22 protein-coding genes are annotated in these 25,390 nt (G+C 62.1%); 9 read left to right on the top strand and 13 right to left on the bottom strand.

Annotated features, from left to right (window positions below; genetic code table 11):
• Window positions 1–6: 6 nt before the first annotated feature.
• Window positions 7–2,562, bottom strand: coding sequence for a phosphoenolpyruvate--protein phosphotransferase (gene ptsP / locus H281_RS0109580; RefSeq protein WP_020066887.1), 2,556 nt, complete (start codon window positions 2,560–2,562; stop codon window positions 7–9).
• 433 nt (window positions 2,563–2,995) lie between these two features.
• Between ptsP and H281_RS0109575 the strand changes: the two genes are divergently transcribed.
• From H281_RS0109575 to H281_RS0109565, 3 genes are all read left to right on the top strand, one after another.
• Window positions 2,996–4,588: an aspartate:alanine exchanger family transporter gene (locus H281_RS0109575; RefSeq protein ID WP_020066886.1), complete on the top strand. Its 1,593-nt coding sequence runs from the start codon at window positions 2,996–2,998 to the stop codon at window positions 4,586–4,588.
• 63 nt (window positions 4,589–4,651) lie between these two features.
• The gene (locus tag H281_RS0109570) at window positions 4,652–5,647 is read left to right on the top strand and encodes a 2-hydroxyacid dehydrogenase (RefSeq protein ID WP_020066885.1); all 996 of its coding nucleotides are present in this window, start codon (window positions 4,652–4,654) and stop codon (window positions 5,645–5,647) included.
• A gap of 144 nt (window positions 5,648–5,791) precedes the next feature.
• Window positions 5,792–6,727 carry a DUF2950 domain-containing protein gene (locus H281_RS0109565; protein ID WP_020066884.1) on the top strand — a complete coding sequence of 312 codons (936 nt, stop codon included), beginning with the start codon at window positions 5,792–5,794 and terminating at the stop codon, window positions 6,725–6,727.
• A gap of 83 nt (window positions 6,728–6,810) precedes the next feature.
• Here the strand turns inward: H281_RS0109565 and H281_RS0109560 are convergent, their stop codons facing one another.
• The 4 genes from H281_RS0109560 to H281_RS34480 all read right to left on the bottom strand — a co-directional run bounded on the left by H281_RS0109560 (window position 6,811) and on the right by H281_RS34480 (window position 7,997).
• On the bottom strand, window positions 6,811–7,134 hold the full coding sequence (locus tag H281_RS0109560; protein ID WP_020066883.1) for a VOC family protein: 324 nt from the start codon (window positions 7,132–7,134) through the stop codon (window positions 6,811–6,813).
• Window positions 7,135–7,290: 156 nt separating this feature from the next.
• Window positions 7,291–7,494, bottom strand: coding sequence for a CsbD family protein (locus H281_RS0109555; RefSeq protein WP_020066882.1), 204 nt, complete (start codon window positions 7,492–7,494; stop codon window positions 7,291–7,293).
• Window positions 7,495–7,581: 87 nt separating this feature from the next.
• On the bottom strand, window positions 7,582–7,815 hold the full coding sequence (locus H281_RS0109550) for a hypothetical protein (RefSeq protein WP_027804448.1): 234 nt from the start codon (window positions 7,813–7,815) through the stop codon (window positions 7,582–7,584).
• Between the two features lie 5 nt (window positions 7,816–7,820).
• Entirely contained in the window at window positions 7,821–7,997 is a 177-nt protein-coding gene (locus tag H281_RS34480) for a hypothetical protein (protein ID WP_164701842.1), read from the bottom strand.
• 221 nt (window positions 7,998–8,218) lie between these two features.
• On the opposite strand from H281_RS34480, the gene H281_RS0109540 reads away from it, so the two are divergent.
• On the top strand, window positions 8,219–8,614 hold the full coding sequence (locus tag H281_RS0109540; RefSeq protein WP_027804447.1) for a hypothetical protein: 396 nt from the start codon (window positions 8,219–8,221) through the stop codon (window positions 8,612–8,614).
• A 60-nt stretch (window positions 8,615–8,674) separates the two neighbouring features.
• A complete protein-coding gene (locus H281_RS0109535) occupies window positions 8,675–9,883 on the top strand; it encodes an MFS transporter (RefSeq protein ID WP_027804446.1) in 1,209 nt (402 codons plus the stop codon).
• Between the two features lie 1,067 nt (window positions 9,884–10,950).
• Here the strand turns inward: H281_RS0109535 and H281_RS0109525 are convergent.
• The 7 genes from H281_RS0109525 to H281_RS0109490 form a co-directional block, all read right to left on the bottom strand.
• On the bottom strand, window positions 10,951–11,676 hold the full coding sequence (locus H281_RS0109525) for an aspartate/glutamate racemase family protein (protein ID WP_020066875.1): 726 nt from the start codon (window positions 11,674–11,676) through the stop codon (window positions 10,951–10,953).
• On the bottom strand, window positions 11,673–12,890 hold the full coding sequence (locus tag H281_RS0109520) for a DUF917 domain-containing protein (RefSeq protein WP_020066874.1): 1,218 nt from the start codon (window positions 12,888–12,890) through the stop codon (window positions 11,673–11,675). Before H281_RS0109520 ends, H281_RS0109525 begins: the two co-directional genes overlap by 4 nt.
• Window positions 12,880–15,198 (bottom strand): sigma 54-interacting transcriptional regulator, encoded by a 2,319-nt coding sequence (locus H281_RS0109515; protein ID WP_020066873.1) that lies wholly within the window; start codon window positions 15,196–15,198, stop codon window positions 12,880–12,882. The genes H281_RS0109520 and H281_RS0109515 overlap by 11 nt, the downstream gene beginning before the upstream one ends.
• A gap of 529 nt (window positions 15,199–15,727) precedes the next feature.
• On the bottom strand, window positions 15,728–16,138 hold the full coding sequence (locus H281_RS0109510) for an RcnB family protein (RefSeq protein WP_020066872.1): 411 nt from the start codon (window positions 16,136–16,138) through the stop codon (window positions 15,728–15,730).
• Window positions 16,139–16,423: 285 nt separating this feature from the next.
• Window positions 16,424–16,672: a hypothetical protein gene (locus tag H281_RS0109500; RefSeq protein WP_027804445.1), complete on the bottom strand. Its 249-nt coding sequence runs from the start codon at window positions 16,670–16,672 to the stop codon at window positions 16,424–16,426.
• A 311-nt stretch (window positions 16,673–16,983) separates the two neighbouring features.
• Window positions 16,984–17,712 carry a YrzE family protein gene (locus H281_RS0109495; RefSeq protein ID WP_020066870.1) on the bottom strand — a complete coding sequence of 243 codons (729 nt, stop codon included), beginning with the start codon at window positions 17,710–17,712 and terminating at the stop codon, window positions 16,984–16,986.
• A gap of 103 nt (window positions 17,713–17,815) precedes the next feature.
• Window positions 17,816–18,721, bottom strand: coding sequence for a LysR substrate-binding domain-containing protein (locus tag H281_RS0109490; RefSeq protein ID WP_020066869.1), 906 nt, complete (start codon window positions 18,719–18,721; stop codon window positions 17,816–17,818).
• A gap of 180 nt (window positions 18,722–18,901) precedes the next feature.
• Between H281_RS0109490 and H281_RS0109485 the strand changes: the two genes are divergently transcribed.
• The 4 genes from H281_RS0109485 (at window position 18,902) to H281_RS0109470 (ending at window position 24,211) form a co-directional block, all read left to right on the top strand.
• Window positions 18,902–19,930, top strand: coding sequence for a DUF1338 domain-containing protein (locus H281_RS0109485; RefSeq protein ID WP_020066868.1), 1,029 nt, complete (start codon window positions 18,902–18,904; stop codon window positions 19,928–19,930).
• Between the two features lie 205 nt (window positions 19,931–20,135).
• The gene (gene amaB / locus H281_RS0109480) at window positions 20,136–21,635 is read left to right on the top strand and encodes an L-piperidine-6-carboxylate dehydrogenase (protein WP_027804444.1); all 1,500 of its coding nucleotides are present in this window, start codon (window positions 20,136–20,138) and stop codon (window positions 21,633–21,635) included.
• 145 nt (window positions 21,636–21,780) lie between these two features.
• A complete protein-coding gene (locus H281_RS0109475; RefSeq protein WP_020066866.1) occupies window positions 21,781–22,953 on the top strand; it encodes an NAD(P)/FAD-dependent oxidoreductase in 1,173 nt (390 codons plus the stop codon).
• Window positions 22,954–22,999: 46 nt separating this feature from the next.
• Window positions 23,000–24,211 carry an aminotransferase-like domain-containing protein gene (locus H281_RS0109470; protein ID WP_027804443.1) on the top strand — a complete coding sequence of 404 codons (1,212 nt, stop codon included), beginning with the start codon at window positions 23,000–23,002 and terminating at the stop codon, window positions 24,209–24,211.
• On the opposite strand, the gene H281_RS0109465 is transcribed toward H281_RS0109470, so the two are convergent.
• Complete coding sequence (locus H281_RS0109465; protein WP_206362263.1) at window positions 24,203–25,297, bottom strand: LacI family DNA-binding transcriptional regulator; 1,095 nt, start codon at window positions 25,295–25,297, stop codon at window positions 24,203–24,205. The two genes, H281_RS0109470 and H281_RS0109465, sit on opposite strands and share 9 nt — an antisense overlap.
• Window positions 25,298–25,390: the final 93 nt, after the last annotated feature.

Genomic DNA, 25,390 nt, shown 5'->3' with positions numbered 1-25,390 from the left:
AACTGCTTATTCGGCGAACGGAGCGAGGAGGGCGCGGACCTCCGCGGCGGTGCCGAGTCGCACTACTTCTGCGGCGAGCTGACGCGCCTGGGCCATCGTCAGCCGGGCGAGCTGTGCCTTGATTGAACCGACGGCGGGAACGCTGACCGAAAGCTCGTCGACACCGAGACCTACGAGCACCGGCACAGCGATCGCATCCGATGCGATGCCGCCGCACACGCCGACCCATTTGCCGTGCTTATGCGCGCCTTCGACCGTCATGCCGATCAGGCGCAATACCGCCGGGTGAAGCGCATCGGCCTGCCTGGCGAGCTTTGGATGCCCGCGGTCCATCGCGAGCGTGTATTGCGTCAGATCGTTCGTGCCGATCGAGAAGAAGTCGACTTCGCGCGCGAGCGGCTCGGCGATCAACGCGGCGGCCGGCACTTCGATCATCACGCCGACCTTGATGCTGTTCGCGCGGTCGCCGGCTTCTTCCAGCAGGATCTTTTTTGCTGCGAGCACTTCCTCGATCGCGGCAACCATCGGGAACATCACATGCAGATTGCCGATTGGAGCGGCGCGCAGAATCGCCCGCAACTGCGTGCGGAAAATGTCCGGGCGATCGAGGCTCACACGCACGCCGCGCAGGCCGAGGAACGGGTTGTCCTCCTTCGGCAGCGGCATGTAGGAGAGCGGCTTGTCTCCACCCGCGTCGAGCGTGCGAATCACGAGCGGACGTTCGCGGCCGAGCGCTTCGGCAACGGCGCAGTACTCGCTGGCCTGTTCGTCTTCGGACGGTGCGGTGTCGCGATCGTCGAACAGGAATTCCGAGCGCAACAGGCCCACACCTTCGGCACCGGCTGCAACCGCATCGCGCGCTTCCTTTGCGTTGCGGATGTTCGCGACGACTTCGACGCGGTGACCGTCGGCCGTCATGGCGAGCTTGCTCGCAGCGAGCTTCTCTTCTTCGCGTTTTTCGGCCTGACGGCTGATGCGCTCGCGTGCCTTTTCGACTTCACCGGCGCTCGGGTTGCGCCGCAAGCTGCCATGCGAACCGTCCAGCACCACGAGCGTACCGTCGGCGAGTTGCAGCGCATCTTCGTCGATGCCGCAGATCGCCGGAATGCCGAGCGAGCGCGCGAGAATCGCGACGTGGCTCGTGGCGCCGCCCGTCGTCGTGCAGAAACCGAGCACTTTGGTCCGATCGAGTGAAGCGGTGTCGGACGGGGAGAGCTCTTCGGCGATCAGGATCGAGCCGGCGGGTACGTCGATCTGCGCCTGCTGCATGCCTGCCAGCAGCGCAAGCACACGCCGGCCGACATCGCGGACGTCGCCCGCGCGCTCGCGCAGCAGCGGATTGTCGAGCTTTTCGAGTGTCGCTGCCTGCTGCTCGAAGGCGGCGCGCCACGCGAAGCCCGCGCTTTTGCCTTCGCTGATGCTGCCGATCGCCATGCCGTTGAGATCGGGGTCTTCGAGCAGTTCCAGGTGCGCGTCGAGAATCTGCGCCTTCGACGGATCGGTGAGTTTCGCTTTAAGCGCCTCGATGTTCTGACGCGCTTCGTGGTGGGCTGCTTCGAGCCGCACGCGTTCGCGCTGTGGCGATTCGCCGGCTTCCTTGACGTCGATGACCTGCTGGCGGAACTGCACGATTTTGCCGACTGCGAGGCCGGGGGAAGCCGATACGCCAGTGAGTTCGTTGACATCGGCAGGCTGCGCGCGTTTGACGACAGCCGGCTCGCCAGACGATCCACTCGCGGGCGCAAGACTAGTTGGAGGAAAGGCGGGTGCGTCGGCGGGTTTTTCGCCCGAACCTTCGGCGAGCAGACGCGCAAGCACGCTAGCGGCTTCTCCCGCGTCAGGACCGGTGGCCTGGATACGTACCCTGTCGCCGAACTTCGTCGCGAGCCCCATGATGGACACGATCGATTTGGCGTTCGCGCTGTTGCTACCGTGCAGCAGGCGGATCTCGGACTCGTACTTCTTCGCCGCGCCGACGAAGACCGCGGCGGGTCTCGCGTGCATGCCCGCGGGATTCGGCAGCGTGACCTCGTCGGAGACGATCGCGCCGGTCGTGCGGGCGGTCTGATCTTTGGCTGTATCGTCCGCGAGTTCGACAGTCAGTGCGACGTCGCCGGCTGCGGTAACGAGGCCTTCCGCGGGCACGTAGCGCGTCACGCGGTCGCCGTTTGCGATCACCATCTGGGTCAGCAGGCTGGCCGCTTTGGCGCCGACGTAGACCGGATCGAAACGGATCAGCGGCTGGCCCGTCGCGACCGTATCGCCTTCCTTGACGAGCGGGGTGAAACCTTCGCCGCGCAGCAATACAGTGTCGAGCCCGATGTGAAGCAACACTTCGAGCCCGCTCGCGCCCGTAATCGTGACGGCATGGCTGGAACTATGCAGTTGTGTGACCTTGCCGGGAAGCGGCGATAGCAATTCGTGCGACGTCGGATCGATCGATATGCCGTCGCCGACCATCTTTTGTGCGAAGACCGGATCGGGCACGGTTTCGAGCGGCACCATGACGCCCGAAAGAGGCGCGACCAACTCGATGCGTAGTGGACGCTGAAGAGCTTTCATCGGCGCGACTCCGTTTGACGCCCGGCTGAAACGTGCTGCTTCGAGCGGCGCGAACTCGTCTGGAGAGCGCCGTGAACTGCCCCGATGACTTGCGCCGTTGGGTATTCCGCCGCGGACCTGCGTACCGGACGCCGTTGCGGCGTCCAGCGGCGCTGACGTCAAGCCGTGAGCGATATCAGGATCGTGACACTGCCACAGCTAGCCTACAGTCGCCGCCGCGTGCGCGACATCGGTCGATGGTCCTATTGTCTTCACGATTGGATTGAACATAAATTTGTAGATGCGCCTTCGGGCTGCACATTCCAACAATCGAAAAGCCTTCGATCGCAGCCGGAATGCCCCGACGAGCGCGAGGCTGGTGGCCGGATCGTGTCCCGGAGGCGCGGGGCTCATTCGCTGCTGCGTCTTCGCTCCAAGGCAAAAAGGAAACGCCATGGATACGGTCAGGACGTTGCTCGAAACGCAGCCGCTCTTCGTGCTGTTTCTCACGGTCGCCTTGGGATACGTGGTCGGTGAGATCAGCATTAAAGGGGTGTCGCTCGGCTCGGGCGCAGTGCTGTTCGTCGGCCTGGCGATCGGCGGCTTCGCACCGAAGTCCGCACCGCCCGCGTTGCTCGGCACATTCGGGCTTCTGCTGTTCCTCTACGGTATTGGTATCCAGTATGGCGATCAGTTCTTCAAGGGACTGACGAGTCCGGACGGCCTCAAGGCCAACGCCGCCGCCGCGCTCGGCGTGATCGTCTCGGGACTGGTCGCGGTCGCGTTCGTACCGCTCTTCGGCGTGAAACTCGACGAATCGCTTGGCATGTTCGCCGGTGCCGGCACCAGCACGGCGAGCCTGCAGGCTGCAATCGCCGCGGTGAAAAGCGACGGGCCGGCGGTGGGCTACAGCGTCGCGTATCCGTTCGGTGTTGCCGGGCCGATTCTCTTCCTGTATGCCCTTAGTGCATTGCTTAAACCGAACATCGTGCGCCCGCCGCCCCCGCTCATCGAAACGGCCGAGATAGCGCTGCGCAATCCTGCGTTTATCGGGTTGAACATGGCGCAGCTGGTGGCGCGCATGCCGACCGGGCTGGCGATCGCGGCCGTGCGTCGCGAGCACCGCAACCGCCCGGCCGCCGACGACCTCGTTCTGCGTGCCGACGACGTGCTGCTCGCGACCTCCACCGATTCGGCCGTGCTGCATGAGGCCACGACACTTTTCGGCGAACTGCAGCCGGGCCGTATGACGAGTCACCGCGAAGACCTGGACTATGCGCGCGTGTTCGCGTCGAGCCGGCTCGTGGTGGGGCGCATGCTGCGCGACATCCGCTTTCCCGAGGGCGTCGTCTGCACTATTGCGCACGTGCGCCGGGGTGACGCCGACCTGATGCCGAACCCGGACCTCATCCTCGAATATGGCGACCGCGTCGGTCTGCTGCTCGATCGCGCCCAGATCAAGGCGGTTCGTGCGTTCTTCGGCGACTCCATCAAGGGTACTGCCGAACTGAGCTTCATCTCGATCGGCGCCGGTGCGGCGCTCGGCCTGCTGGCGGGTGCTATTCCGCTATCCATTCCAGGCATCGGCAAGCTCGCGCTCGGGCTGGCGGCAGTGCTGCTGGTGGCACTCGTGCTCGGCCGGGTGCGGCGCTTCGGACCTTTCGTCTGGACGATGCCGCTCTCGGCCAATCTCGTGCTGCGCAACCTTGGCCTGACCATCTTTCTCGCGCAGGTAGGCATCGCTTCGGGGCCGAAATTCTTCGCGACCATCGGCGTAACCGGCGTGTCCTTTCTGCTCTATGGCGTGACGATCCTGCTCGCGCTCGTCGTCGTGACGGCGGCGGTCTGCCTGTGGATCTTCAGGCTGCCGTTCGACATGACGGTAGGCGTCTTATGCGGCGCGACGGGCAATCCCGCGATCCTCGCCTTTGCCAATCGCATTGCGCCGACCGACCGCCCGGACGTCGGCTACGCGATGATTTTCCCGTCGATGACCATCGCAAAGATTCTGTTCGTGCAGGTTGCCGCAGCGCTCGCCAGTGGATAGCGCGATCACCAGCCGTAACGATCGCACCCGGCACTCCTGATTCAATTTGCCACGGAGATCATCATGGACATAGCCGTCTTCAGCGCCAAGCCTTACGACCGCGAGTATCTGAATGCCGCGAACGCGGGGCATCATCATCGTCTCCAGTATTTCGATGTCCCGCTCGACATCGAGACGGTCAGCCTCGCCGCGAACCATGGCGCCGTGTGTATCTTCGTCAACGATCATGCGGATGCCGCCGTGCTGCAGGCGCTCGTGCACGGCGGCACGAAGCTCGTCGCGCTGCGCTGCACCGGCTTTAACAACGTCGACCTGAAAGCAGCGCAGGACCTCGGGATCAAGGTAGTGCGAGTAGTGAACTATTCGCCGAACGCGGTTGCTGAGCATGCGGTCGCGTTGCTCATGGCGATCAACCGCAAGATCCAGCGTGCCTATAATCGCACGCGCGACTTCAACTTTTCTCTCGACGGCCTGATGGGCTTCGACCTGAACGGCAAGGTGGTGGCCGTGATCGGTACCGGCAAGATCGGGCGCGTGTTCACGAAGATCATGCTGGGGTTCGGCTGCAGCGTGATTGGCTACGACAAGTTCCCATCGGCGGAATTCGAGGCGCTGGGCGCGCGCTATGCGCGGCCAAAGGAAATTGGCGAGAGTGCGGACATCATTTCGCTGCATTGTCCGCTCACTCCGGAGACGTACCACATCATCGACGCCAGCACGCTCGCGCGCGCGAAGCGCGGCGCGCTTCTGATCAACACGAGCCGCGGCGCGCTTATCGACACCGAAGCGGTCATCGATGCGCTGAAGAGCGGGCAGCTAGGCGGTCTTGCGATCGACGTGTACGAGCAGGAGGCGGACCTTTTCTTCCGTGACCTGTCCGGCACCATCATCACCGACGACGTGCTTCAACGGCTCGTCACATTCCCGAACGTGATCGTCACGGGCCATCAGGCGTTTCTCACGCGCGAAGCGGTGACGACCATCTGCGAGACGACCCTGCAAAGCGTCACGGAGTTCGAGACGGGCAAACCGCTTTCAAACGAAATCAGCGCGAGTTGAACGCAGCGCGCTGCGCAGCGGTCAGTCCGTGCGAGTTCGTAAGCGTGTTCTGTTAGCCGGTACTTTCATCGTTTCGCCATAGATGTGGCCAAAGCAGTTTCGACATCAGGCATGCGCGGCGGGCGGCGCTGAGGAGCAGGAACCATGAAACTCTATTCACACGTTCTCCGGAAGTGGCTGACTGCCATCTTGACCAACCTCGCGATCACGGCGATTTTTGCGTTGGCAATCTCGCCTCCGGCTCATGCGCAGCAGAACTTCGCCACTCCGGAGGCCGCAATGAATGCCTTTGGTGACGCAATTGTTAAAGACCGCGAGGACGCATTGCGCACCATCTTGGGCAAGGACTTTCGTAATCTGATTCCGCCCGTTGGCGCGCAGGTGCGGGATGCGTTTCTCACGATGTGGTCAAAGTCGCATGCGATCAAGCCGATCGATACGCGGCACGCGGAGATCGCGGTAGGCGACGATGGCTGGACGCTCCCAATCCCACTCGTGAAAACCGACCGGGGATGGCACTTCGACACGCGCGCTGGCGCCGAAGAGATGCGGGAACGACGCATCGGCCGCAACGAGTTGGCAGTCATTCAGACGATGCTCGCAATCTACGATGCACAACGCGAATACGCGCAGACCAATCACGACGGCGAGGGCGTGCTCGCCTACGCGTCGAAGATGGTGAGCTCGCCAGGCAAACACGACGGTCTGTATTGGCCGACGGGACCGGACGACCCACCAAGTCCACTCGGCGATGCGTTCGTTAATGCAAGCGCGCGCAACACCCAGAACGCCGGTTACCACGGGTATCACTATAAGCTGCTCTATTCACAGGGACCGCATGCGCCTGGCGGCGCCTATGACTACGTTGTCGACGGCAAGCTGTTCGGAGGTTTCGCTATCATCGCCTGGCCGGTGCGTTACGGAGATACGGGTATCAAGACTTTCATGGTCAGTCATGCCGGGCAGATCTATGAGCGTGATCTTGGCCCGCAGACTGCCGCGAAAGCCGAGGCAACGAAGTCGTTCGATCCGGGTCCAGGCTGGAAGAAGGTGAGCGCTCGGGATAGCGGCCTACCTTGACCATGGTGCTGTGCGCGTAGCGGCACCATGGTTAAGTAGTCGATGACTGCCGCGCGCTTTTTATAGGCTGATGCCAGGTTCGCCTACGCTTGCGTTGAGCGCACAGCCACCCCATATGTGCTGACGATCCGCGCATCCTGCTCAGCGGCGGAAAACAGCTCCCACTCCAATCCGTTCACATCGACGCTGCTTGAATACGCGTTGGCGGTATCGTCTTCGAATCCGACGTGCCGCAGTTGACCCGCTTGTTCCGGTTTCTCGTTGATCGAGAAGTTGAGCAGATTGGTTCGCCACATAGCGTATTTGCCGGGCACGACGGCATCGGGCGATTGTCCGAGCCGGCGGCTGTAGTCGACAATCGATTCGTCGAGGCTCGCAACAGCGAGTGCGATGTGAAAACGCTTCATGATGGGCTCCCGCGATGGTTATCCGTTTTGACGGTCCGCCCATCGTAGCGATTGCGCACGAGCGCAACTAGGCAAGCGATTATGCTGGTATGTGCGTTACCCGGTTACGCTCGCAGGCCGGTTCGGATCGCCCGCCGCCGAAGCGCGTCAATGCAGTCAGAGATTCGACGGGTTGCCCGGATCCGTCTTGCCCTTTTCGGCGTTTTCACGCTGATCGCCGAGATCCTTGCGGTTTTCGCCTTCGGTGATTTGCGCTTCACCTTTGAGCTTCCTGTCTTCGTTGCCGGTGATAGAGCCGATGCCCTTGTTGATCATGCCTTTCAGTTCTTCCTTGATGCCTTCGGTCTTGTCGTTTGCCATGAGTGCCTCCAGAGTTAAGCGGGTTTTCGCGCGATGCGACCATCGCGTGCGTCGTGTGCATGCGCAATCCGCATGCCGCGGCGCCTATCAACGGCGCTTCTTCCACGCATAGTCGGCGGGTGGATCGGCGACGCCCGGACGACCCACCGAGTTCGGGTTTTCCGAGCAAAGGGTGACGAAACACACCGGCTCGCCGCACGACTGACGTCGCCGCAACGTCTCGGCAAATGACAGCGCCTCTGCCATCGCGCCGGCGGCAAAGGATGCGGCGCGCGGCACGATGGCGTCGTCTATCGCTTCCGACCAATAGACCATGTACACCGGGTTCACGGAGCAGGCGACTGGCTACCGGGCACACCGACGCCCGGTATGTCTCGCACGGGCTGCTGATCCGGCTGGACGTCGGTTTCGGGAAGCGCCTCCGGTGTGCGCGCGGGCGGCGTGCCGCGGCCAATTTCGGACTGTTGCGGATCGGGTTTTTGGGGCGTGGGTGTTTCGGTCATGGGCGGCTCCTTCTGCGTTGCTTTCGGTGGATCGAGTATCGTGTTCGGCAGCATCCTGTGTGCCAACGAGTCGCGAGCGTTGCGCACGTCCGTGCAGCATCGTGTGGCGAGGCAGCTTCCCGCATTGCTACACGCTGAATGCACAGCCGCAAGCTTCCCGGCAGTCTGGCCCCAGGTACCTTTACAATTCAACACTTCGATCCGACAAACGTGAATGCGCGATGAGATACCACTTTGCATTGATCCTTGCGGCGGCCGCTGCGAGTACCGCCGTGAACGCTCAAACAGCCGCGAATGGCGAGACAGGCGCACTGCAATGTGCGATCGGAAAAGTGACGGGCGTAGGCGGGTCGGAACAGAGCGTTCGTGAATATCTCGCGACGCCCGATCGGGACAAATATCGCTACATTGCGGACAACCCGATTCAATGCCGCATTTCCGACGAGGGCCGGGCGTCCGCATGTACCGGCATCACCACGCTTAAGCGCGAACAGGTCAGCGTGTACGATCAGATCGACAGCACGATGATCACCGTGGTGGCGCGCGTCGAGCTGGATCACGGCACGTATCCAGTACTTATCGCCGTGCCGAGGAAAGACGTGCAGTGTCAGGAGTAAATGTTCTGGCCCGGCCGGCTTTGTGCGCTGTCCTGATAGCAATGCAAAGGTAACCTGTCCATGCAAGCCAGAATCCGGATCAGCGTCCTCTCGAGCATTCCACGAAGCGTCTGGGTACTCGGCTGTGTGAGCCTTTGCATGGATATCTCGTCGGAGATCGTCCATAGCCTTTTGCCGATGTTCCTGACAGTGAGCCTCGGTGCGAGCGCCGCGACCATCGGCTTGATAGAAGGCATTGCCGAAGCGACCGCGCCGATAGTGAAGGTGTTTTCGGGCGCGCTGAGCGACTACCTCGGGAACCGTAAGTGGCTCGCGGTGGCCGGTTATGCATTGGGCGCGTTGAGCAAGCCGCTCTTTGCGATCGCGCCGACCGTCGGCGTGGTGGTGAGCGCGCGCGTCATCGACAGAGTCGGCAAGGGGATTCGCGGCGCGCCGCGCGACGCGCTCGTTGCCGACGTCACGCCTGTCCACCTCCGAGGCGCCGCATTCGGCTTGCGTCAGTCGCTCGATACCATCGGCGCGGTGCTGGGCCCGTTGTTCGCGGTAGTCATCATGTCGGTGTGGGCCGATAACTTCCGGCTAGCCTTCTGGCTTGCCGTCATTCCTGGTGTGCTGGCGGTCGCACTGTTGATGGTCGGCATCCACGAGCCGGCGCGTGAAGCGGGCGCGAAGCGCGTCAATCCTGTGCGGCTGGAGAATCTGAAGAAGCTGGGCGCGCGCTACTGGTGGGTCGTCGCCATTGGCGCTGTGTTTGCGCTCGCCCGCTTCAGCGAAGCATTCCTCGTTTTGCGTGCAATGGGCAGTGGCGTACCCATCGCTCTGGTTCCGCTCGTTATGGTGACGATGAATATCGTGTATTCGCTGTCGGCGTATCCGTTCGGCAAACTTGCGGACACGATGAACCACAAGCGGCTGCTGATCGCGGGCGTCGTCGTGCTGATCGCCTCGGACCTCGTGCTTGCACACGGCAGCCACTGGAGCATCGTGCTGCTCGGCGTCGCATTGTGGGGCTTGCACATGGGCATGACGCAGGGGCTGCTCGCGACCATGGTTTCTCACACCGCGCCGGCGCAATTACGCGGCACTGCGTTTGGCTTTTTCAATCTGCTGGGCGGTGTCGTCACGCTGCTTTCGAGCGTCATTGCCGGTGAGCTGTGGGACAAGATCGGGGCTACGGCTACCTTTTATGCAGGCGCCGTTTTCTGCGTGGCGACAATCGCGCTCCTGGTTGCCGGCAAGGCGCCCGACACCCGCGCAACGTCGCACTGACAAACACAGTGTGCAAAGACCGCAGCTATCCTTTTAGTTCCGCGAGGAGGCGCGCCAGGCGGGCGATGCGGTTCCGGTACATGGGTGCTTGCGGACTCGTCTTCAAATGCTCGACGCGGTCGCGCCAATAGGTCGGTGAAAAAGGCTCCTGGGACGCCCATGCGATCACGCGCTCGAGATGAACAAGCTCGCTTTCGAAAATGTGGTGGTGCATCTTTGAACCCCCGTGGATGGCCAGTCTTCTCTCGTCACGGCGCCGTTGAAATCTGGCGCTGCGTAAGGCTGCTCAAGCAGCATGTTTTCCGCGACTCGTTACAACAAGGTTAGCCGTCGCGGCCCTTTCCCGAAGGGAAGGCAACGACGGCCGGACCCATCCCGCAGCGGATCTTCGGTGCATAGCCAAAGATTTTCCGCTCTTTAGTGCCGCGCAATGCGAACTGCTTCTCTGCGGAAGCATGGTCGCCACCTGTTTACGCGTCACCGCTACAACAGCACAGCCCTCTCTCAGTCTGCTACCAACGGCTGGCAACCGTTGGCATCGATCGGCGTTGCACGTATTAGTTCGTTTAACTAAACGACTGCTTGCCATAATGAATCGAGATTACTCGATCCGCGGTGTCAGCCGCCCCGCAACGGACGCAACAGTGCGGCAACAGAACGTCGAACACATTGCAGCGCGCGATCTTGTTTTGGTCTCTCAGGCTCCCCGGTCATTCGGACAATTTCGTCGCAGCTTTCCGGCCACCTGCCTTTGTATAAGCAATGGTCGTGCCATATGTTGAGATGGCTTAGGCTCGGGCGCGTCGGCGAATCTGTCGTCCGGTGTTGGCCGATCTCGTCCAGGTCGGCGGTCAAAGTTGGTCGTTTTCGTCCACATGGGCATGCAACGCGCGTAACAGGGCGATTTCGTCCGGAGCGGGGCGGCACTCGGCGGCGTGAGGGAGGATTGCGGGCGCCACGAACGGCGCAGAGGAAAGTCCGGCGCGGCGATGCATGCCGCAGCCGGACGAAAGCAGATGAAAACAGATGAGAGCGGACGGGGATGAGGCGGACAGAAGCGGCCTTGCTTACGCCTGCAAGCTGACCTTGCTGTACGTGAGCCTGCTCGGGCGCACGCGCATACGCACCAGCGACACGAGGAAGCTGAACCCCGCCTGATTGGGATCGATCACGGGCACGTAAGCGCCGAGCGCCTCGCCGAGCAGCGTCGAGACCCGGCTCGCCACATCCACGAATCCCGTACAGCCGAGCAGAATTGCCTGAGCGCCGTCGTCCTTGATCGCCTTCAACGCCGCTTCGAAGGTGCGGACAACCACGACGTCGATGTTCTCGAGCTGCGCGACAGGGCAGTCGATCGCGCGAATCGACGCGAAGGTGTCTTCTATGCCGTAGGTTTGCGGATGACCGCGCTGCATCGCGAGCGTGCTTTGCAGGATGGTGATGATCGAGAAGCGCTGGCTGAGCGCGAGAGCCGTAAACGCCGACGCCGGAAAGCCGCCGATGATCGGAATGTCGATCACTTCGCGCGCGGCTTCGACGCCGCACATGTCGAAGTCGGTCAGCCAGATGCCGTCGAAGCCGTCGTTGGCGATGGACTGTGCGAGCTCGACCACCGGCATGCCGTTCTGCAGCCAGTTCGTGCGGTTCTCGATGTCGGGATGACCCTCGGTGATGTTGCGAATCCCCACCTGGATGTCGGGCGGCACGACAGGCGCAATCGCCTTCATGATGCGGTCGTTGTACTGGGACGTGGCAACCGGCACGAGCACACAGATACGAATGGGCGAGTTCAAGATGCATCTCCAGTGCGTGCGGACTGCAGCGATTCCAGCGGCACGTAAGGGCCGAGGTAGCCGAGCGAGTTCAGCAACTGCATGAAGCTGTCGAGAATGAGGCCCGGTTTGCGCAACTCCGTTTCGGCGCGCCAGGCGATCAGCGTCACGGGGCGTTTGCCGATTGCCGGATTCAGCGAACCGTCGCCGTTGACGAGGTCGCCATTGCTAAAGACTGCCTGGCCCTCGCCGCCGACGAAATAGGCGACGCTGTCGGGCGCGAGCACGATCGGCTGTGCACACTTGCTGTCCCATGCGAGTAGCGACTCGTTCTGATACATCACCGTATAGGTATGCTGTCCAGCCTGAATGCGAATCTTGCCGACGTCGAAACCGCCGCTCGTATCGACTTCGGCCGACACCAGTTCGCCCGGTTCGGAAACTGCGCGCGCCGCCAGTCCGCAACGTTCGACGAGATAGGCGGTCATCTGCCGGGCGCTGCCGATCTCTCCGCTCTGCAACGCACGCCCGAGTTTCAGTGCGCGTGTCAGTGTGCCGCGAATCGGTGTCGCGCGGCCGATATCGGCCGGCGTCATCACCCACATCGCGAGTCCGCCGAACTGCCCGAACTCCGGGTCGGCCACGACCGGGCGCATCATCTGTTCGACGATCGCCGACACGTCCCGCTGATGAGTCGGCGCGCCTTCGCTGCCGCCGCGCGGCGTCACGTTCAGTTCGACGCAAAGGCCGCCCTGGCTTACGAGGAACGCGGGCCGCGGATCGATTTCCGCAGCGGCGAACGTCAGCATCGGCAACGAGGGCACCGCGCGCCCGGCGCCGTCTGCGTCGATGACCGCAAGGCCCAGTTTCGCCGCCACGAGTGCAGCCACCGTGAAGCCCAGCGCACCGCTTTCCGGCGGCATCACATAGGCGAGTTTCGTGGATTGCGAGGCGAGCCGAGCCTGAACGTTCTGCACCGCCGTCACGGGGCCGAGCGGGTAGGTCGCCGAGTTGATCGCTTCGGGCGCGCCGAGATAGGCGACCATGACGGCCGCGCCCTCGGTCGCTTCATCGACGGAAACGACCTTGACGGTGTCGCTCGGATAGTAGTCGCCGGCTACGAAGTGCGCGGCCAGATGCCGTGCGGATTCGATGGTGCCGCCTCCGCCGCTGCCGAAGAAAGCTGCGCCCAGTAGCAGCGGTTCGAGATCTTCCCGGCGTAGCTCATATGCCATTTACGATTCCTTTGGTGTAGTTGTGGAACGAAGCATGTTGCTGGAGTTCGGCAAGCAGATTCGCCGCGCCCGCGACGCGAGGCGTTGCATCCGTCGGCAACGCACGCAGGCCGCGCTCGAGCGTCTCGATGGCTTCGGCTACGCGGCCAGTCGAGCGCAGCAAATCGGCGAGGTGGTGCGCGGCATCCACGCGCCCTGGCACCGAGCCGAACGCGAGCGCCGTCGACAGCGCCGTGCGCAGCCCGAGTTCCGCGGCGTTCACGTCGCCGAGCGCCCACTGCGCGCGTGCTCGCGTGACCAGTAGCTTGCCCAGATACACGCGCTCCTGACGGGCGAGCGTCTCGTCGATAGCCGTAGCCAGAATCGCCTCGCACGTCTTCGCGCGGCCGGCGCGCAGCAGCAATTCCCCGTGCTGCCACGTCTTGAATGAATAGAAGAGCGCACCGCCATTGCAAACCACGTGGTTATCGTAGCCGTCGAGCATGACAGTTTCCGCTTCGTCGGCCTGCCCGAGCGCGCTGAGATGACAGCCGCGCAGCACCTGCCCGACTCCGCGATAGAACGCGAAGCCGTGCGCGATCGACACCGACTCCAGTTCGCTCGCAAGCTGACCCAGCCGTTCCACGTCGTCGAACAGCGCGGCGAGCCAGGCGGCGCCCTGCAAGTTGACGACGTGAGCGAGCGCGTGCACGCCGGGTTCGGATGTGCGCAGAATCAGCATTTCCATCGCGCGGCGTGCCTGTCCAAAGGCGCCGATCTGGTAGGCGGCGAGTCCTTCGAACGTCAACGCGAGACTCGCCAGGTCGATTCCTTGCGAGCCGGTGCGGATGTCGTTGCGCCCCACGCCGAGCAGATTGCCGCGCGCGAGACAGGCGAGAGCTTCTTCGCTGTCGCCGAGCCAGAACAGCGTGTTGGTCATGGCGACGTGAGCTTCGTCGAGCGACACGCGATCGCCGGCATTCTGCGCGCGCTCCAGCATGTTCTGCGCGGTTGCGCGTGCCTGCTTGAGTTGCAGCGTGGTTAACTGCGTGGTCCAGATGCCGAACTGGATTGCGGCGATTTCAGCGGGGGAGCACACGCCTTCACCGACCGCCAGCGCTGCGGCGTAGCAGGCCGTGGCTTCCGCGTACAGCCAGCCGTGCACGCTGCGCAAGCTCATGCCCAGAAGGCGGTAGGCGTCGAACTGGAGGCGGCGCACGGGGTCCTGTTCGTTCGGCGTTTGCAGCACGTCGAGACAGCGGCGCAGCGGCGGAATTGCTTCGGCAAATTTCGATTCTTCGATCAGCGCACTCGCATGCTCCAGGCACTTGCGCGCTTCACGGTGATGTTCCTCTCGCGACTTCAGACGCCGTTCGATTGTTTTGCGACCCACGCCGAGCATCGCGGCGGCCGCACTCTTGTTGCCGCTCGTCCGTTCGAGTGCGCGGTCGATCAGCAGATCTTCGGCGGCGTTGAGCTTGTCGCGGCCTTCGAGCTGCATCAGCATATCGGCGAGACTCGCGCGCGATACCGGCCCGCTGGTCTCGTTGGCGAGAAACGGCTCGAGCGTATCCACGTCGATCACCGTGCTTTCCGCGAGCACGCTCAACTGGCTGACCAGGTTGCGCAATTGCCGGATATGACCAGGCCACGGGTGCTGCGCAAGACGCCGCAGCGCGGCCGGTGCAAACTCCAGCCGGCGCGTGTGTTGTGACGCGAAGTGGTTGACGAGCGCGGGGATATCCTCGACGCGCTGCTCGAGGCCCGGCACCGCGAGTACGAAGACCGCGAGCCGGTAGAACAGATCCTCGCGGAACAGCCCCGCGCGCGCGAGCTCGCGCAGGTCGCGGTGTGTCGCGGCAACCACGCGTCCGGCAAACTGCAGGCTGGTCGACGATCCCAGCGGACGGAATGTGCGCGTTTCAAGTACGCGCAGTAGTTTCGGCTGCAGCGCGAGCGGCAATTCGCCGATTTCATCGAGCAGCAGCGTGCCCTTGCCAACTTGCTGGAAAAGCCCCTGGCGGTTTTCGCCCGCGCCGGTGAATGCGCCCTTGACGTGCCCGAACAGTTCGGCCTCAACGAGGTGTTCGGGAATCGCGCCGCAATTGACGTCGACGAAGGGTTGATCCTGGCGCAGGCTGTGTGCGTGAACACGGCGCGCAACGAGTTCTTTGCCCGAACCGGTCGGCCCGAAAATAAGCAGCGGATGATCGGTGGGAGCAACCCGATCGATCATCCGGACCAGTTGGCGAAACGCTGGTGCGCCGCCTACGAAAGAGCCGGAGTCGGCCTTGTCGGTGGCGAACGGAACGACTGGGGTATAACTCATTACAAAGTAAGCTCCACATGATCCGCGTGCGGCGCTACGCGGAAATGGCCGTCGCAAGGACGGCGGTCATGCATCGATTCCCTGTCTGACGAGCTTCCGATTCCGCTGTCGGAGTAGTCCGCCTAAGAAGTGACAGAGTATGAAGGTTGGTTGTTGACGTTGTCTGTCGAAATTAATTTTGGCGCAAGTATCTATGCGCATTTCATCGGGTATGGCAAAAAGCACAGAAAGAAGAGTGTCCGCGACGGCGCAAGTGCGTCGCGCCGGCTCACGATACGTGGTTGATATAACGGCGCCGCGTCAACGGTTCTTTAGCTGCTGCGCGCTTCGTGTCAATCGTGTGCAACGTGTGGAGGGAGTGCATGTGGCCGGTGCCGGGCCTGCGATGTGAGGCGGGGTGGTTGAAGAGCCAGTTGATTGCAGCTTCGTTGCGCGGGTTTTGATGGAGAAATTGCCACGGTCGCCGGCAACGGGAGCGTGGCAATTATTGCTTCATGACCGGCCGATGCAACGGCCGACCAATCGGTGCTTACGGCCCGACGCGCAGGACGGTTCCCGTTGAAATCTGCACCATCAGATAGTCGCCGCCAATGCCGACCCACGAATAGCCGCGCGGCGGCGGAGCCAGCCGATACGCGCGCCAGTCGTCGATCACATACTGACGGTCGCGGTATTCGGGAGGCAGGCGATCGCCCTTGCGCCAATGTCCGGGCGCGTTCGCGGAGTTGCCTGGGCCGTCGGGGCTGTGTCCGGGTGGCACCTGCTTGGGGCCATGACCATTCGATTCATGACCATGGTTAGGCCCGTGACCGTGACTCTCCCCATGACCGTGGTCGCCGCCCTTGCCGGGGTTGTCGTGCGGGGGTTGTGCGAGAACAAGCGACGATGCCAGCATACCCGCGCTCATCATCGACGCGAGAAATATGCGGGATTTAATCATTAACTATCTCCTGGAATTAGCAGCGTGAAGGTGCAGGGCACCAAACCGGACAGCCCGATCTGAATCTGTCAGGTTTGTATGTTAGCCGACCCAGGTCACCTGCGCGCACAGGAAATCTTGCCAACCGTTGCTCGCGCAACTAGCAATGTTTTGCGTGCATTCGCGTAGCAGGCAGCCGCAATTCCTCTCACGCTTTTATGCGAATTCGCGATTCAGAGCTATGCTCTGCATCGGAAAAATGCGTTCGAAATTCTCCGTTGCAGGCTTATCGCGGCACTGCATCGACTAGCTCATGCTGATTGCAATTCCGGCTGCGGTGCTATTCGAAGCTTGCGCTTCGAGTTCGTCCAGTCGCAGCAGGAGAAGGTCGAGTGAGCGCAATTGTGCATTCGTAAGGTGCTGCGAATCGAGTAGTCGATGAAGCCGCAGGCGCCAGTAGGCGGCCGGCAGGATCGGCCCCGCGAGATCTCCTGTCATTGACGCGCTCATGACTCGCCCCAGATGCGCGATCTCCAGGTCTATTAAAGTGACCATGCCCCCACCTCGCAACGTTCGTTCTTGTTGTCTAACCAAGAGTTATTAGACATTAGTCCAAATGCGGCAAATAACCAATGGGGGCGATTATTGACGGACGGCTAAAGCGGTCGGCAATTTTTTTGGGGAGAATGCACACAGCATTAGGTGCAAGGGGAATCCAACGTCTTTTTCCTTGCAACAGCAAATGTTAAATATTTGTGGCAACGGCCTTTGCGATTTAAAACATATCTCTGCACTCGACGGTGCACGACGACATGCGGCGGCATGCAACCCGAGGCGGGCCGCATGCCGTCTCTTTCAGTTGCAGTTCAGGCTCTGCTTCGCGGCGAAACAACGCGATTGCTGCCCGGTACTGCATTGCGGCCAACGGCCGAGCCACCGCTTTCTTCAATCGGCGGCTGATGGCGGAAGCCCGCGCTGCCCGACACGATCGCGATAATCGCGCCGACGATCAGCGCTGCGAAAGAGAACCAACTGGCGCGAGCGACGCCGCGCGCGGCCGTGTCAGCGGTTTCTCGGGCCCGTTGTCCGGCTTCGGGGCTGGACGCCATCGACGCCGCCGACGCCATGGCCGACTGCATCTGCTGCTTGGCAGTGTCAACGATGGAATTGGCTCCGCCTGCCTGATTGGCCGCGGTCGCGCCCACTTGCGCGCCGACTTGCGCACCCGTCGCCGCAACGCTTCCTGCAGTGCTGACCGCTCCCGTGATGAGCGAAGTCATTCCATAGAGAATGAACAGCGTCATGACAGCCCATGCTAGCAGGCCATGCAGCCATCCGAGCACGGGCGCGCACCGTCCTGCGTAGTACGAACCGACGAAGACCGCGAGAACCGTCGTTATGATTACCCACACGCCGGAGCCGAAGCCGAAGCCTTGCAACGGGTCGGGTTTGGACATCGGCGCGAGCAGCGACGCGCCGATAGCCGTGCCCAGCACGCTCATGACCAGATAGACGATCATCGAAAGAATAACGCCCGCGAAAATCGGGCCCCATGACAGCCGCGGCAGGCCGTCTTGTGTCGTGAGAAGTTTCATGGTGTCTCCTGCAGAGAGGGAAGAGGTCGCCTGGTGCCGCGCACATGGCCCGGCACTCCGGTTTGCGCAAGCGCCATGCCGTGGGCGCCAGTGACGCGCCGCGTCAGCGCCTTGCCGCGCTATACGCGCCGGCTTCCTCAATCAGCCAGGTTCTGAAGAGTTCGAGTGGCTTCCCGTGACTTAGCTCTGTCGGATAGACAAGGTAATACGCGGATTCCTCGACCGTGGTGGCCGCGAGCGGAATAACGAGGCCCAGTTGCGACAGCCGTTCGTCGACGAAAAATTCTGGAACGAGGGCCACGCCGAGTCCTGCGGCAGCGGCGCTGATCAGCATGGAATGCAGTTCGTACCGGACGCCTTGCATCGTGGCGTTATCTTCGACGCCGAGATTGGCGAACCAGCGGGACCAGGCGTCGGGGCGCGTCGTCGAATGGAGAAGCGGGTAGTTCAGCAATTCGTGCGCTCTCCTGACGGGCTTTGCAAGCAGTGACGGCGCGCAGACGGGCACGACTTCCTCGCCGAAAAGATAGTCCGACGACGTACCCGGCCAGGTCGGCTTGCCATAGTGAATGGCGGCCTCGAAATGCGACTCTTCAAACGGGAACGGGTCGGTGCGAACACCCATGTTGATTCGAACGTCCGGGTTGCGGTCGTTGAAGTCCTTCATTCGCGGAATCAGCCATTGCGACGCAAACGTGGGAAGCACCGCGAGTTCCAGGTAACCGCCTCCGCTGCCGTGCGCAATGATCGACAGCGTGTCGCGATCGAGATTCTCAAGTGCGCGGCGCACTTGCGTGCCATACAGACGCCCGGCGCGAGTCAGCATCACGCGCTGCTTCGAGCGAACGAAAAGGCGCACGCCAAGATTCGATTCGAGCGTCAGGATCTGCCGCGAAACGGCGCTCTCCGTCAGGGACAACTCTTTCGCAGCATGAGTGAAGCTTTCGTGCCGCGCCGCTGCCTCGAAGGCCAGCAACGCGCTCGTGCCGGGAACCTTGAACTTGCGCATGTTAATTCCAAAAAGTCATCAAGTGGCAATTTAAACTCGCTTTACGCCGGGTGCAACACTTTGAATAATGAGAATCACGTAAGCTTGGCTACCCCTTCGCCTACCTTCTGGCTACCAGTTCCGGTATGCCGTCGATAAATACCTTCCCGCTGCGGCGGCGCGCCCCCGAGAGAAACGCAGATGCGCAATTCGAACGTTGAACGCCTGTTACTGAAACTGCTTGGCCCGGCCAAAACGGAGTCGCTCTTTACAACCCTCAGATTTCCGAGCGCACTGGCGGATTGGGAAGACGGCACGGTGACGCGCGCCGAACTCGCGCAGGCGATGAACATGGCCTTATTCGAGGATCTACTGGAGCGTTCGCCGAATGGGCGCGCCTATACGACCGAAACAATCGCGAACGGCGGCTCTGTGTACTTCGATCACGGCGCGTTGCGCACCGTGAGGTGGGAGAACAACGGGGCGTTGCCTCCGGGCGAGGCTGCATTCACTCGCATCCTGCGTCCGCTTGGCTTCAGGCTGAACGGCCGGTATCCGCTCGACAAACTGGGCATGACCGGCCGTGCGTACGCGCATGAGGACGCGCCCGATGAAATCGCGCAGTTCTTCGTGAGCGAGTTGCATCCCGAACGCTTCTCCAGCGAGTTCCAGCAGGCAGTCACTAACGTGGTCCATTCGTCGAAAGATCCGTTGACGCCGCTCGCCGTTTCGCAACTCTGGGAACTGGAGCGTGAAGGCTCGCTTGCTATCGACGCAGCTCACAAGTTGCTGCCGGTCATTGTCGGCGCGTTCGCTCGCCAGCACGCTCTGCCGAGCGAGGCGGACTACGAAGTCCTGTTGCGCGAATCAGCGGAAATGGCGTGGATCGCTACCGAAGGCAACGCCTTCAATCACGCGACGGATCGCGTGGAAGACGTGTTCACGCTGTCGGACGAAGAGAAGGGCAAGGGCCGGCCCATGAAGCCCGAAGTCGAGCGCTCGCGCTCGGGCCGCGTCTTCCAGACCGCCTATCGCGCTGATACGGTCGAGCGTCAATTCAGGTCCACTGGCAACAAGCTCGTCACGCGTACTGTGCCTGGCTCCTTCTATGAATTCATTACTCGCAAGCGCACTTTCGATCCGGCATCGCGTAGCTGGGTCACGGACCTGCGTTTCGACGCCGGTAATGCGCAAGGCATTTTCAAAATGACCGCGAACGCGGCGCAGTAGGTGTGTCTCCGGCCGGTGATTCAGGCCGGTGGCTCATGCTGATAAGGCGTTCCGATTCGAATGCAGGCCGCATTTCCTATCAGAAATGACGCTTGCGAGCGCGCGGCGGCAGCGGAAGTGGTTGATGTTGCCGGCAAAAACCCGCGCGTGTATAGTTTCCGAACGTACCAAAATTTCGTATTGGAAATTCAAAGAGGTCTCAATCGTGAAAGCATCCGCCATTCTCTCGGAACTCGGCATTTCCCATCTCGCCGAAGCGGGCGACATTGCCGTCCATTCGCCGATCAACGGCGAACTCATCGGCCGCGTGGCGAGCCGGACGGTCGCCGAGGTCGACGCCGCGCTGGCCAGCGCCCAGAAGGCTTACGCAAGCTGGCGCAACGTGCCGGCGCCGCGCCGCGGAGAACTGGTGCGTCTGCTGGGTAACAAGCTGCGCGAGCAGAAGCATGCGCTCGGCAGCATCATCACGCTCGAGACCGGCAAGATCCTTCAGGAAGGCCTCGGCGAAGTGCAGGAAATGATCGACATCTGCGATTTCGCGGTCGGCCTGTCGCGTCAGCTTTACGGCTTGACGATCGCGTCGGAGCGTCCGGGCCATCGCATGGCTGAAACTTGGCATCCGCTCGGCGTGTGCACGGTCATTTCCGCGTTCAACTTTCCCGCAGCCGTGTGGTCGTGGAATGCCGCGCTCGCGCTGGTGTGCGGCAATGCGGTCGTCTGGAAACCATCGGAAAAGACACCGCTCACCGCGCTGGCAGTCGACAAGATCCTGCAAGACGCGTTGAAGGAATTCGGCGACGCTCCCGAAGGCCTGACGAGCGTCGTGAACGGTGGCCGCGAGGTCGGCGCCAAGCTGGTTGCCGACCCGCGTTCCAACATCGTGAGCGCGACGGGGAGCACGGAAATGGGCCGCGCGGTCGGCGTCGAAGTGGCGCGCCGTTTTGGCCGCTCGATTCTCGAACTCGGCGGCAATAATGCGGGCATCGTCTCCGGCAGCGCCGATATGGAACTGGCGCTGCGCGGTATCGTCTTTTCTGCGGTCGGCACGGCCGGTCAGCGCTGCACGTCGCTGCGCCGCCTGTTCGTTCACGAAAGCGTGTACGACAAGGCCGTCGAACGTTTGAAGGCGCTATACAGCAAGGTGGTGATCGGCAATCCGCTGGAGCAGGGCGTGCTGATGGGACCGCTGATCGACGAGCAGTCGTTCAACCGCATGCAAGCGGCGCTCGAACAGGCAAAGAGCGAAGGCGGCAAGGTGTTCGGCGGCGAACGTCATGCGGTTGCCGGCAATGAGAAGGGCTTCTACGTTCGTCCGGCCATCGTCGAAATGCCTTCGCAAACGTCGGTCGTGCTGAAGGAAACGTTCGCCCCGATTCTCTACGTGCTGAAGTACAGCGACTTCGACGACGCGATCGGCGGAAACAACGCAGCGGTTCATGGTCTTTCGTCATGTGTCTTCACGACTGACCTGCGTGAAGCGGAGCGCTTCCTGTCGGCGTCGGGCAGCGACTGCGGTATCGCGAACGTGAATATCGGACCGAGCGGCGCGGAAATTGGCGGCGCATTCGGCGGCGAGAAGGAAACGGGCGGCGGTCGCGAATCGGGCTCCGACTCGTGGAAAGCTTATATGCGGCGCGCGACCAACACCGTCAACTATTCGTCGGCACTGCCGCTCGCTCAGGGCATCGATTTCAACATCGGCTGAGCGTTTTGCGCTGCACGTACACGGCTGTTTAACCACAGCCGTTTTTTACGCGAGCTGTCGTTGCGGCCCTGCCGGACAAGTCGGTCACTGTATCCCGGCGGGCCCTTTCCGGGGCAGCCCGGTCATGTGCAACCTGGAGCGAGTCGTGAGTTCACAAGTCGTTATTGTCGGTGGCGGCGTTATCGGCAGTTCTATTGCTTACTTCTTGCGCGCTTCTGATCCGACGGTTTCCGTGTCCGTGATCGAACGTGATCCGAGCTACGCGAAGTCGTCGTCGGCATTATCGGCCGCTTCGATCCGGCAGCAGTTCTCCACGCCGTTATCGATTCAGATGTCGCTGTACGGTATCGACTTTCTGCGCAATATCGGCGAGCTTCTTGAAGTGGACGGTAGCAAGCCCTCGATCGATTTGCATGAAGGCGGTTACCTGTTCCTCGCCACGGCCGCCGGCGACGCAACGCTGCGCGAAAATCACGCGTTGCAGAAGAGCCTTGGCGCGGACATCAATCTGATGGACCAGCAAGCGCTGAAAGCCAGGTTCCCCTGGCTGAATGTGGCCGACCTCACGTCGGGCGCCTTCGGGGAGAGCGGCGAAGGATGGTTCGACGGCTATGGCCTCGTGCAGGCGCTTCGCAAGAAAGCGCAGTCGCTCGGCGCGCGCTACATTGCCGCCGATGTAACCGGTGTCGTTCGCGAGGGCCGCAAGATCACGCACGTCATCGCCAGCAATGGCGAGCGCTTCGCCTGCGATACGGTCGTGAACGCGGCAGGCGCATGGGCGCGGAAGATTGCCGGCATGATGGACATCGACATTCCGGTCTTTGCTCGCCGTCGCAGCATTTTCAATGTGTCGTCTCCGGCTCGCCTCGCAGACTGTCCGTTGCTGATCGATCCGACCGGCGTCTATTTCCGGCCGGAAGGGAAGACCTACATTTGCGGCACATCGCCGGGCGCGGATAACGATCCTGACGATCTGCCGCTCGACGAGGTAGATCACCGCCTTTTCGACGACGTCATCTGGCCGACGCTTGCGCATCGTGTGCCCGAGTTCGAAGCGCTGCGTGTCGCGAACTGCTGGTCAGGCTATTACGAGTACAACGTATTCGACCACAACGCGATCATCGGCTATCACCCGCAAATCGAAAACTGCGTGTTCGCGAACGGGTACAGCGGACATGGTCTTCAGCAAGGCCCCGCAACGGGCCGCGGCGTAAGCGAACTGATTCTGAAGGGACGCTACGTGTCGCTCGATCTCTCTTCGCTGAACTGGGACCGTCTGCTCGAAAACCGCCCCATCGTGGAAAAAAACGTGGTGTAGGCGACCACGAATAATGCGTGACGACCTAGGGTCAGCCGCCGAAAACATGTACGAATTCACCGCTCCTTTCCAGAATCCTTCGGGCTCTCCGATTCGTGAACTGTTCAAGTATCTGGGTGAGCCAGGCATGATTTCGTTCGCGGGCGGCTATCCGGCTAGCGATCTGTTCGATGTCGACGGTTTGCAGCAGGCCGAAGCTCGCGCATATCAGGACCCGAACTCCTGTTTGCAGTACGGGCCGACCGACGGTTTGCCGCGTCTGAAGCACGAGCTCATAAGCCTGATGGCGCGTCGTGGCGTGCCATGCGCGTTGAACGAAATGCTGGTGACTACGGGCTCCCAGCAGGGGCTCGACCTGCTGCTTCGCGTGCTGGTGAGCCCGGGCGATGTCGTGTTCACCGAACAGCCTGCGTATCCGGCAACGCTTCAGGCACTGAAGCTTCAGCAGGCGAAAATCGTTACCGTGCCGGTGGATGCGCACGGCCTCGACGTCGACCATCTCGCCGAGCTTCTGGCGTCGGGTAGGGTTGCGCGCCCGAAGCTGCTCTATACGGTTCCGACGTTTGCCAATCCGACCGGCGCAACCATCACGCGGGAGCGCCGCATCGCCTTGCTGAAGCTTGCGGTGCAATACAAATTTCTTATTGTCGAAGACGACCCGTACGGCGATCTGCGCTTTTCCGGAGTCGCGGTTCCGTCGATCATCTCCCTTGCGGCCGAAGTAGAGGGCTCACGTGACTGGGTCGTGCATTTCGCAAGCCTTTCGAAGATCGTCGCGCCTGGACTGCGCGTAGGTTGGACAATCGCACCGGCCGAAATCACGCGCCGTTGTGTGATTGCAAAGCAGACCGTCGACCTGTGCAGTGCGCCGTGGACGCAGGCCATTGCCGCCGAATATCTGGCCGACGGTGCGCTCGAACGACACCTGCCGCGCATCACCGAAATGTACGGGCGCAAATGCGAGGCGCTATGCGAAGCACTGCGCTCGCAGTTTGGCGATACGCTCCAGTTTCATCGGCCTGACGGCGGCATGTTTGTCTGGGCGCGTATCGAAGGCATCGACGCCTCTGCGCTTCTACAGCACGCTATCGAGAACAAGGTCATGTTCGTGCCGGGCAAGGCATTTTTCGCGGACAGGATCGACCCTGCGTCGTTGCGTTTGTCGTTTGCGGCGCCGGGTATTGCCGATATCGAAGAAGGCGCAAAGCGCTTGCGGCGCGCATACGACACGGCGGCACGCAACGTTGTCTTATCGTGACGCCGGCCCCGTCGACTCTCTGACCTGCAGTAGCGCGTGCACTTCTTGACCGCGTTGCGCCCGCTTTCCGTCTAGCATGTCGAGCAGATATTGCGCGGTGAGTTGTCCGATCTCACGCGTATCCACGCGCATCGTGGTGAGCGTGGGGTGAATCTCTCTGGATATCTCGAGATCGTCGAAACCCGTTACTGATAGCTCTCGCGGTATGGCGATGCCGAGTTCTTCCGCTTCGCGCAGCACGCCAAGCGCGATGTGATCGTTGCCGCAGATAAGAGCAGTCGGGCGTTCGCTCGCCGCTTGCCAGATGGAGCGCAGACTGCGGCGCCCGAATGCGATTGTCGATTCCCCGTCGCACATGTGTTCGGGTCGCACCGCGAGGCCGTGCCGTTCGAGCGCCGCCCGAATACCGGCGACGCGCGCCTGCACCCGGTCGTTGTCGCGCGTCGGCTGGATGCACACCGCGAATGAGCGATGACCGAGGGCGATCAGATGTTCGGTCATTTGCACATACGCCGCGAAATTGTCGAAGCCGATGCAGACGTGCGGACTCTCTTTGCGGTACGCGTACGTCACCGCATACGGCACGCGGTAGAGCCGCAACGCGTCGAAAAGTTCTGGCGGATGCGCCTCACCCACGATTGCCATTGCCTCGACGCCTCGCGCGAGCATCGCGCGCACCTGCACGAGCGCTTGCGTGGGATCGTAGTTCGAGCAGCCGAGAACGAGCGTAATGCCGCGCGTCGCAAACGCGGCTTGCATGCCGCTTACCTGCGAGGCGAACACCTGGTCGTCGAGCGTGGGAATGATGATGCCGGCGATGTGGCTGCGCGTAGACGCAAGCGCGCGCCCCGCGGCGTTGGGAAACCAGTTCAGCGCGAGCGCCGCCTGTTCGACGCGCTCGCGCACCACAGCCGATACTTTCTCCGGCTCGTTGTAGACGCGCGATACGGTCGCCGTCGATACGCCCGCCAGCTTCGCGACATCCGACAACACCGTGCGGCCCGTCCCGCGGCGCACGCGGCTCGTCTGAGTTCGGGCTGTAGCGGCGAAGCCGGTTGTGTCTGGTGTGTCGGGCGTGTCGGACATGAGTTCGGAGTGCGGGGTGAAGCTGGAAGCCTGACATCTTACCGTTGCGTCACTCTTGGCGTAGCCGCGACGATCGCCCGAGGCACGGGTTAT

This window comes from Paraburkholderia caledonica, from assembly GCF_000383275.1.
GTDB classification, from domain to species: Bacteria; Pseudomonadota; Gammaproteobacteria; order Burkholderiales; family Burkholderiaceae; genus Paraburkholderia; species Paraburkholderia caledonica.
Note: the sequence above shows the minus strand (reverse complement) of the source record. Positions and strands in the feature narration are given on the sequence as shown.

What these genes read in the sequence shown, in the direction of transcription:
- ptsP (WP_020066887.1), bottom strand. Translation starts at nt 2,562, where the DNA reads ATGAAAGCTCTTCAGCGTCCACTACGCATCGAGTTGGTCGCGCCTCTT.
- H281_RS0109575 (WP_020066886.1), top strand. Translation starts at nt 2,996, where the DNA reads ATGGATACGGTCAGGACGTTGCTCGAAACGCAGCCGCTCTTCGTGCTG.
- H281_RS0109570 (WP_020066885.1), top strand. Translation starts at nt 4,652, where the DNA reads ATGGACATAGCCGTCTTCAGCGCCAAGCCTTACGACCGCGAGTATCTG.
- H281_RS0109565 (WP_020066884.1), top strand. Translation starts at nt 5,792, where the DNA reads ATGAAACTCTATTCACACGTTCTCCGGAAGTGGCTGACTGCCATCTTG.
- H281_RS0109560 (WP_020066883.1), bottom strand. Translation starts at nt 7,134, where the DNA reads ATGAAGCGTTTTCACATCGCACTCGCTGTTGCGAGCCTCGACGAATCG.
- H281_RS0109555 (WP_020066882.1), bottom strand. Translation starts at nt 7,494, where the DNA reads ATGGCAAACGACAAGACCGAAGGCATCAAGGAAGAACTGAAAGGCATG.
- H281_RS34480 (WP_164701842.1), bottom strand. Translation starts at nt 7,997, where the DNA reads ATGACCGAAACACCCACGCCCCAAAAACCCGATCCGCAACAGTCCGAA.
- H281_RS0109540 (WP_027804447.1), top strand. Translation starts at nt 8,219, where the DNA reads ATGAGATACCACTTTGCATTGATCCTTGCGGCGGCCGCTGCGAGTACC.
- H281_RS0109535 (WP_027804446.1), top strand. Translation starts at nt 8,675, where the DNA reads ATGCAAGCCAGAATCCGGATCAGCGTCCTCTCGAGCATTCCACGAAGC.
- H281_RS0109520 (WP_020066874.1), bottom strand. Translation starts at nt 12,890, where the DNA reads ATGGCATATGAGCTACGCCGGGAAGATCTCGAACCGCTGCTACTGGGC.
- H281_RS0109515 (WP_020066873.1), bottom strand. Translation starts at nt 15,198, where the DNA reads ATGAGTTATACCCCAGTCGTTCCGTTCGCCACCGACAAGGCCGACTCC.
- H281_RS0109510 (WP_020066872.1), bottom strand. Translation starts at nt 16,138, where the DNA reads ATGATTAAATCCCGCATATTTCTCGCGTCGATGATGAGCGCGGGTATG.
- H281_RS0109500 (WP_027804445.1), bottom strand. Translation starts at nt 16,672, where the DNA reads ATGGTCACTTTAATAGACCTGGAGATCGCGCATCTGGGGCGAGTCATG.
- H281_RS0109495 (WP_020066870.1), bottom strand. Translation starts at nt 17,712, where the DNA reads ATGAAACTTCTCACGACACAAGACGGCCTGCCGCGGCTGTCATGGGGC.
- H281_RS0109490 (WP_020066869.1), bottom strand. Translation starts at nt 18,721, where the DNA reads ATGCGCAAGTTCAAGGTTCCCGGCACGAGCGCGTTGCTGGCCTTCGAG.
- H281_RS0109485 (WP_020066868.1), top strand. Translation starts at nt 18,902, where the DNA reads ATGCGCAATTCGAACGTTGAACGCCTGTTACTGAAACTGCTTGGCCCG.
- H281_RS0109470 (WP_027804443.1), top strand. Translation starts at nt 23,000, where the DNA reads ATGTACGAATTCACCGCTCCTTTCCAGAATCCTTCGGGCTCTCCGATT.
- H281_RS0109465 (WP_206362263.1), bottom strand. Translation starts at nt 25,297, where the DNA reads ATGTCCGACACGCCCGACACACCAGACACAACCGGCTTCGCCGCTACA.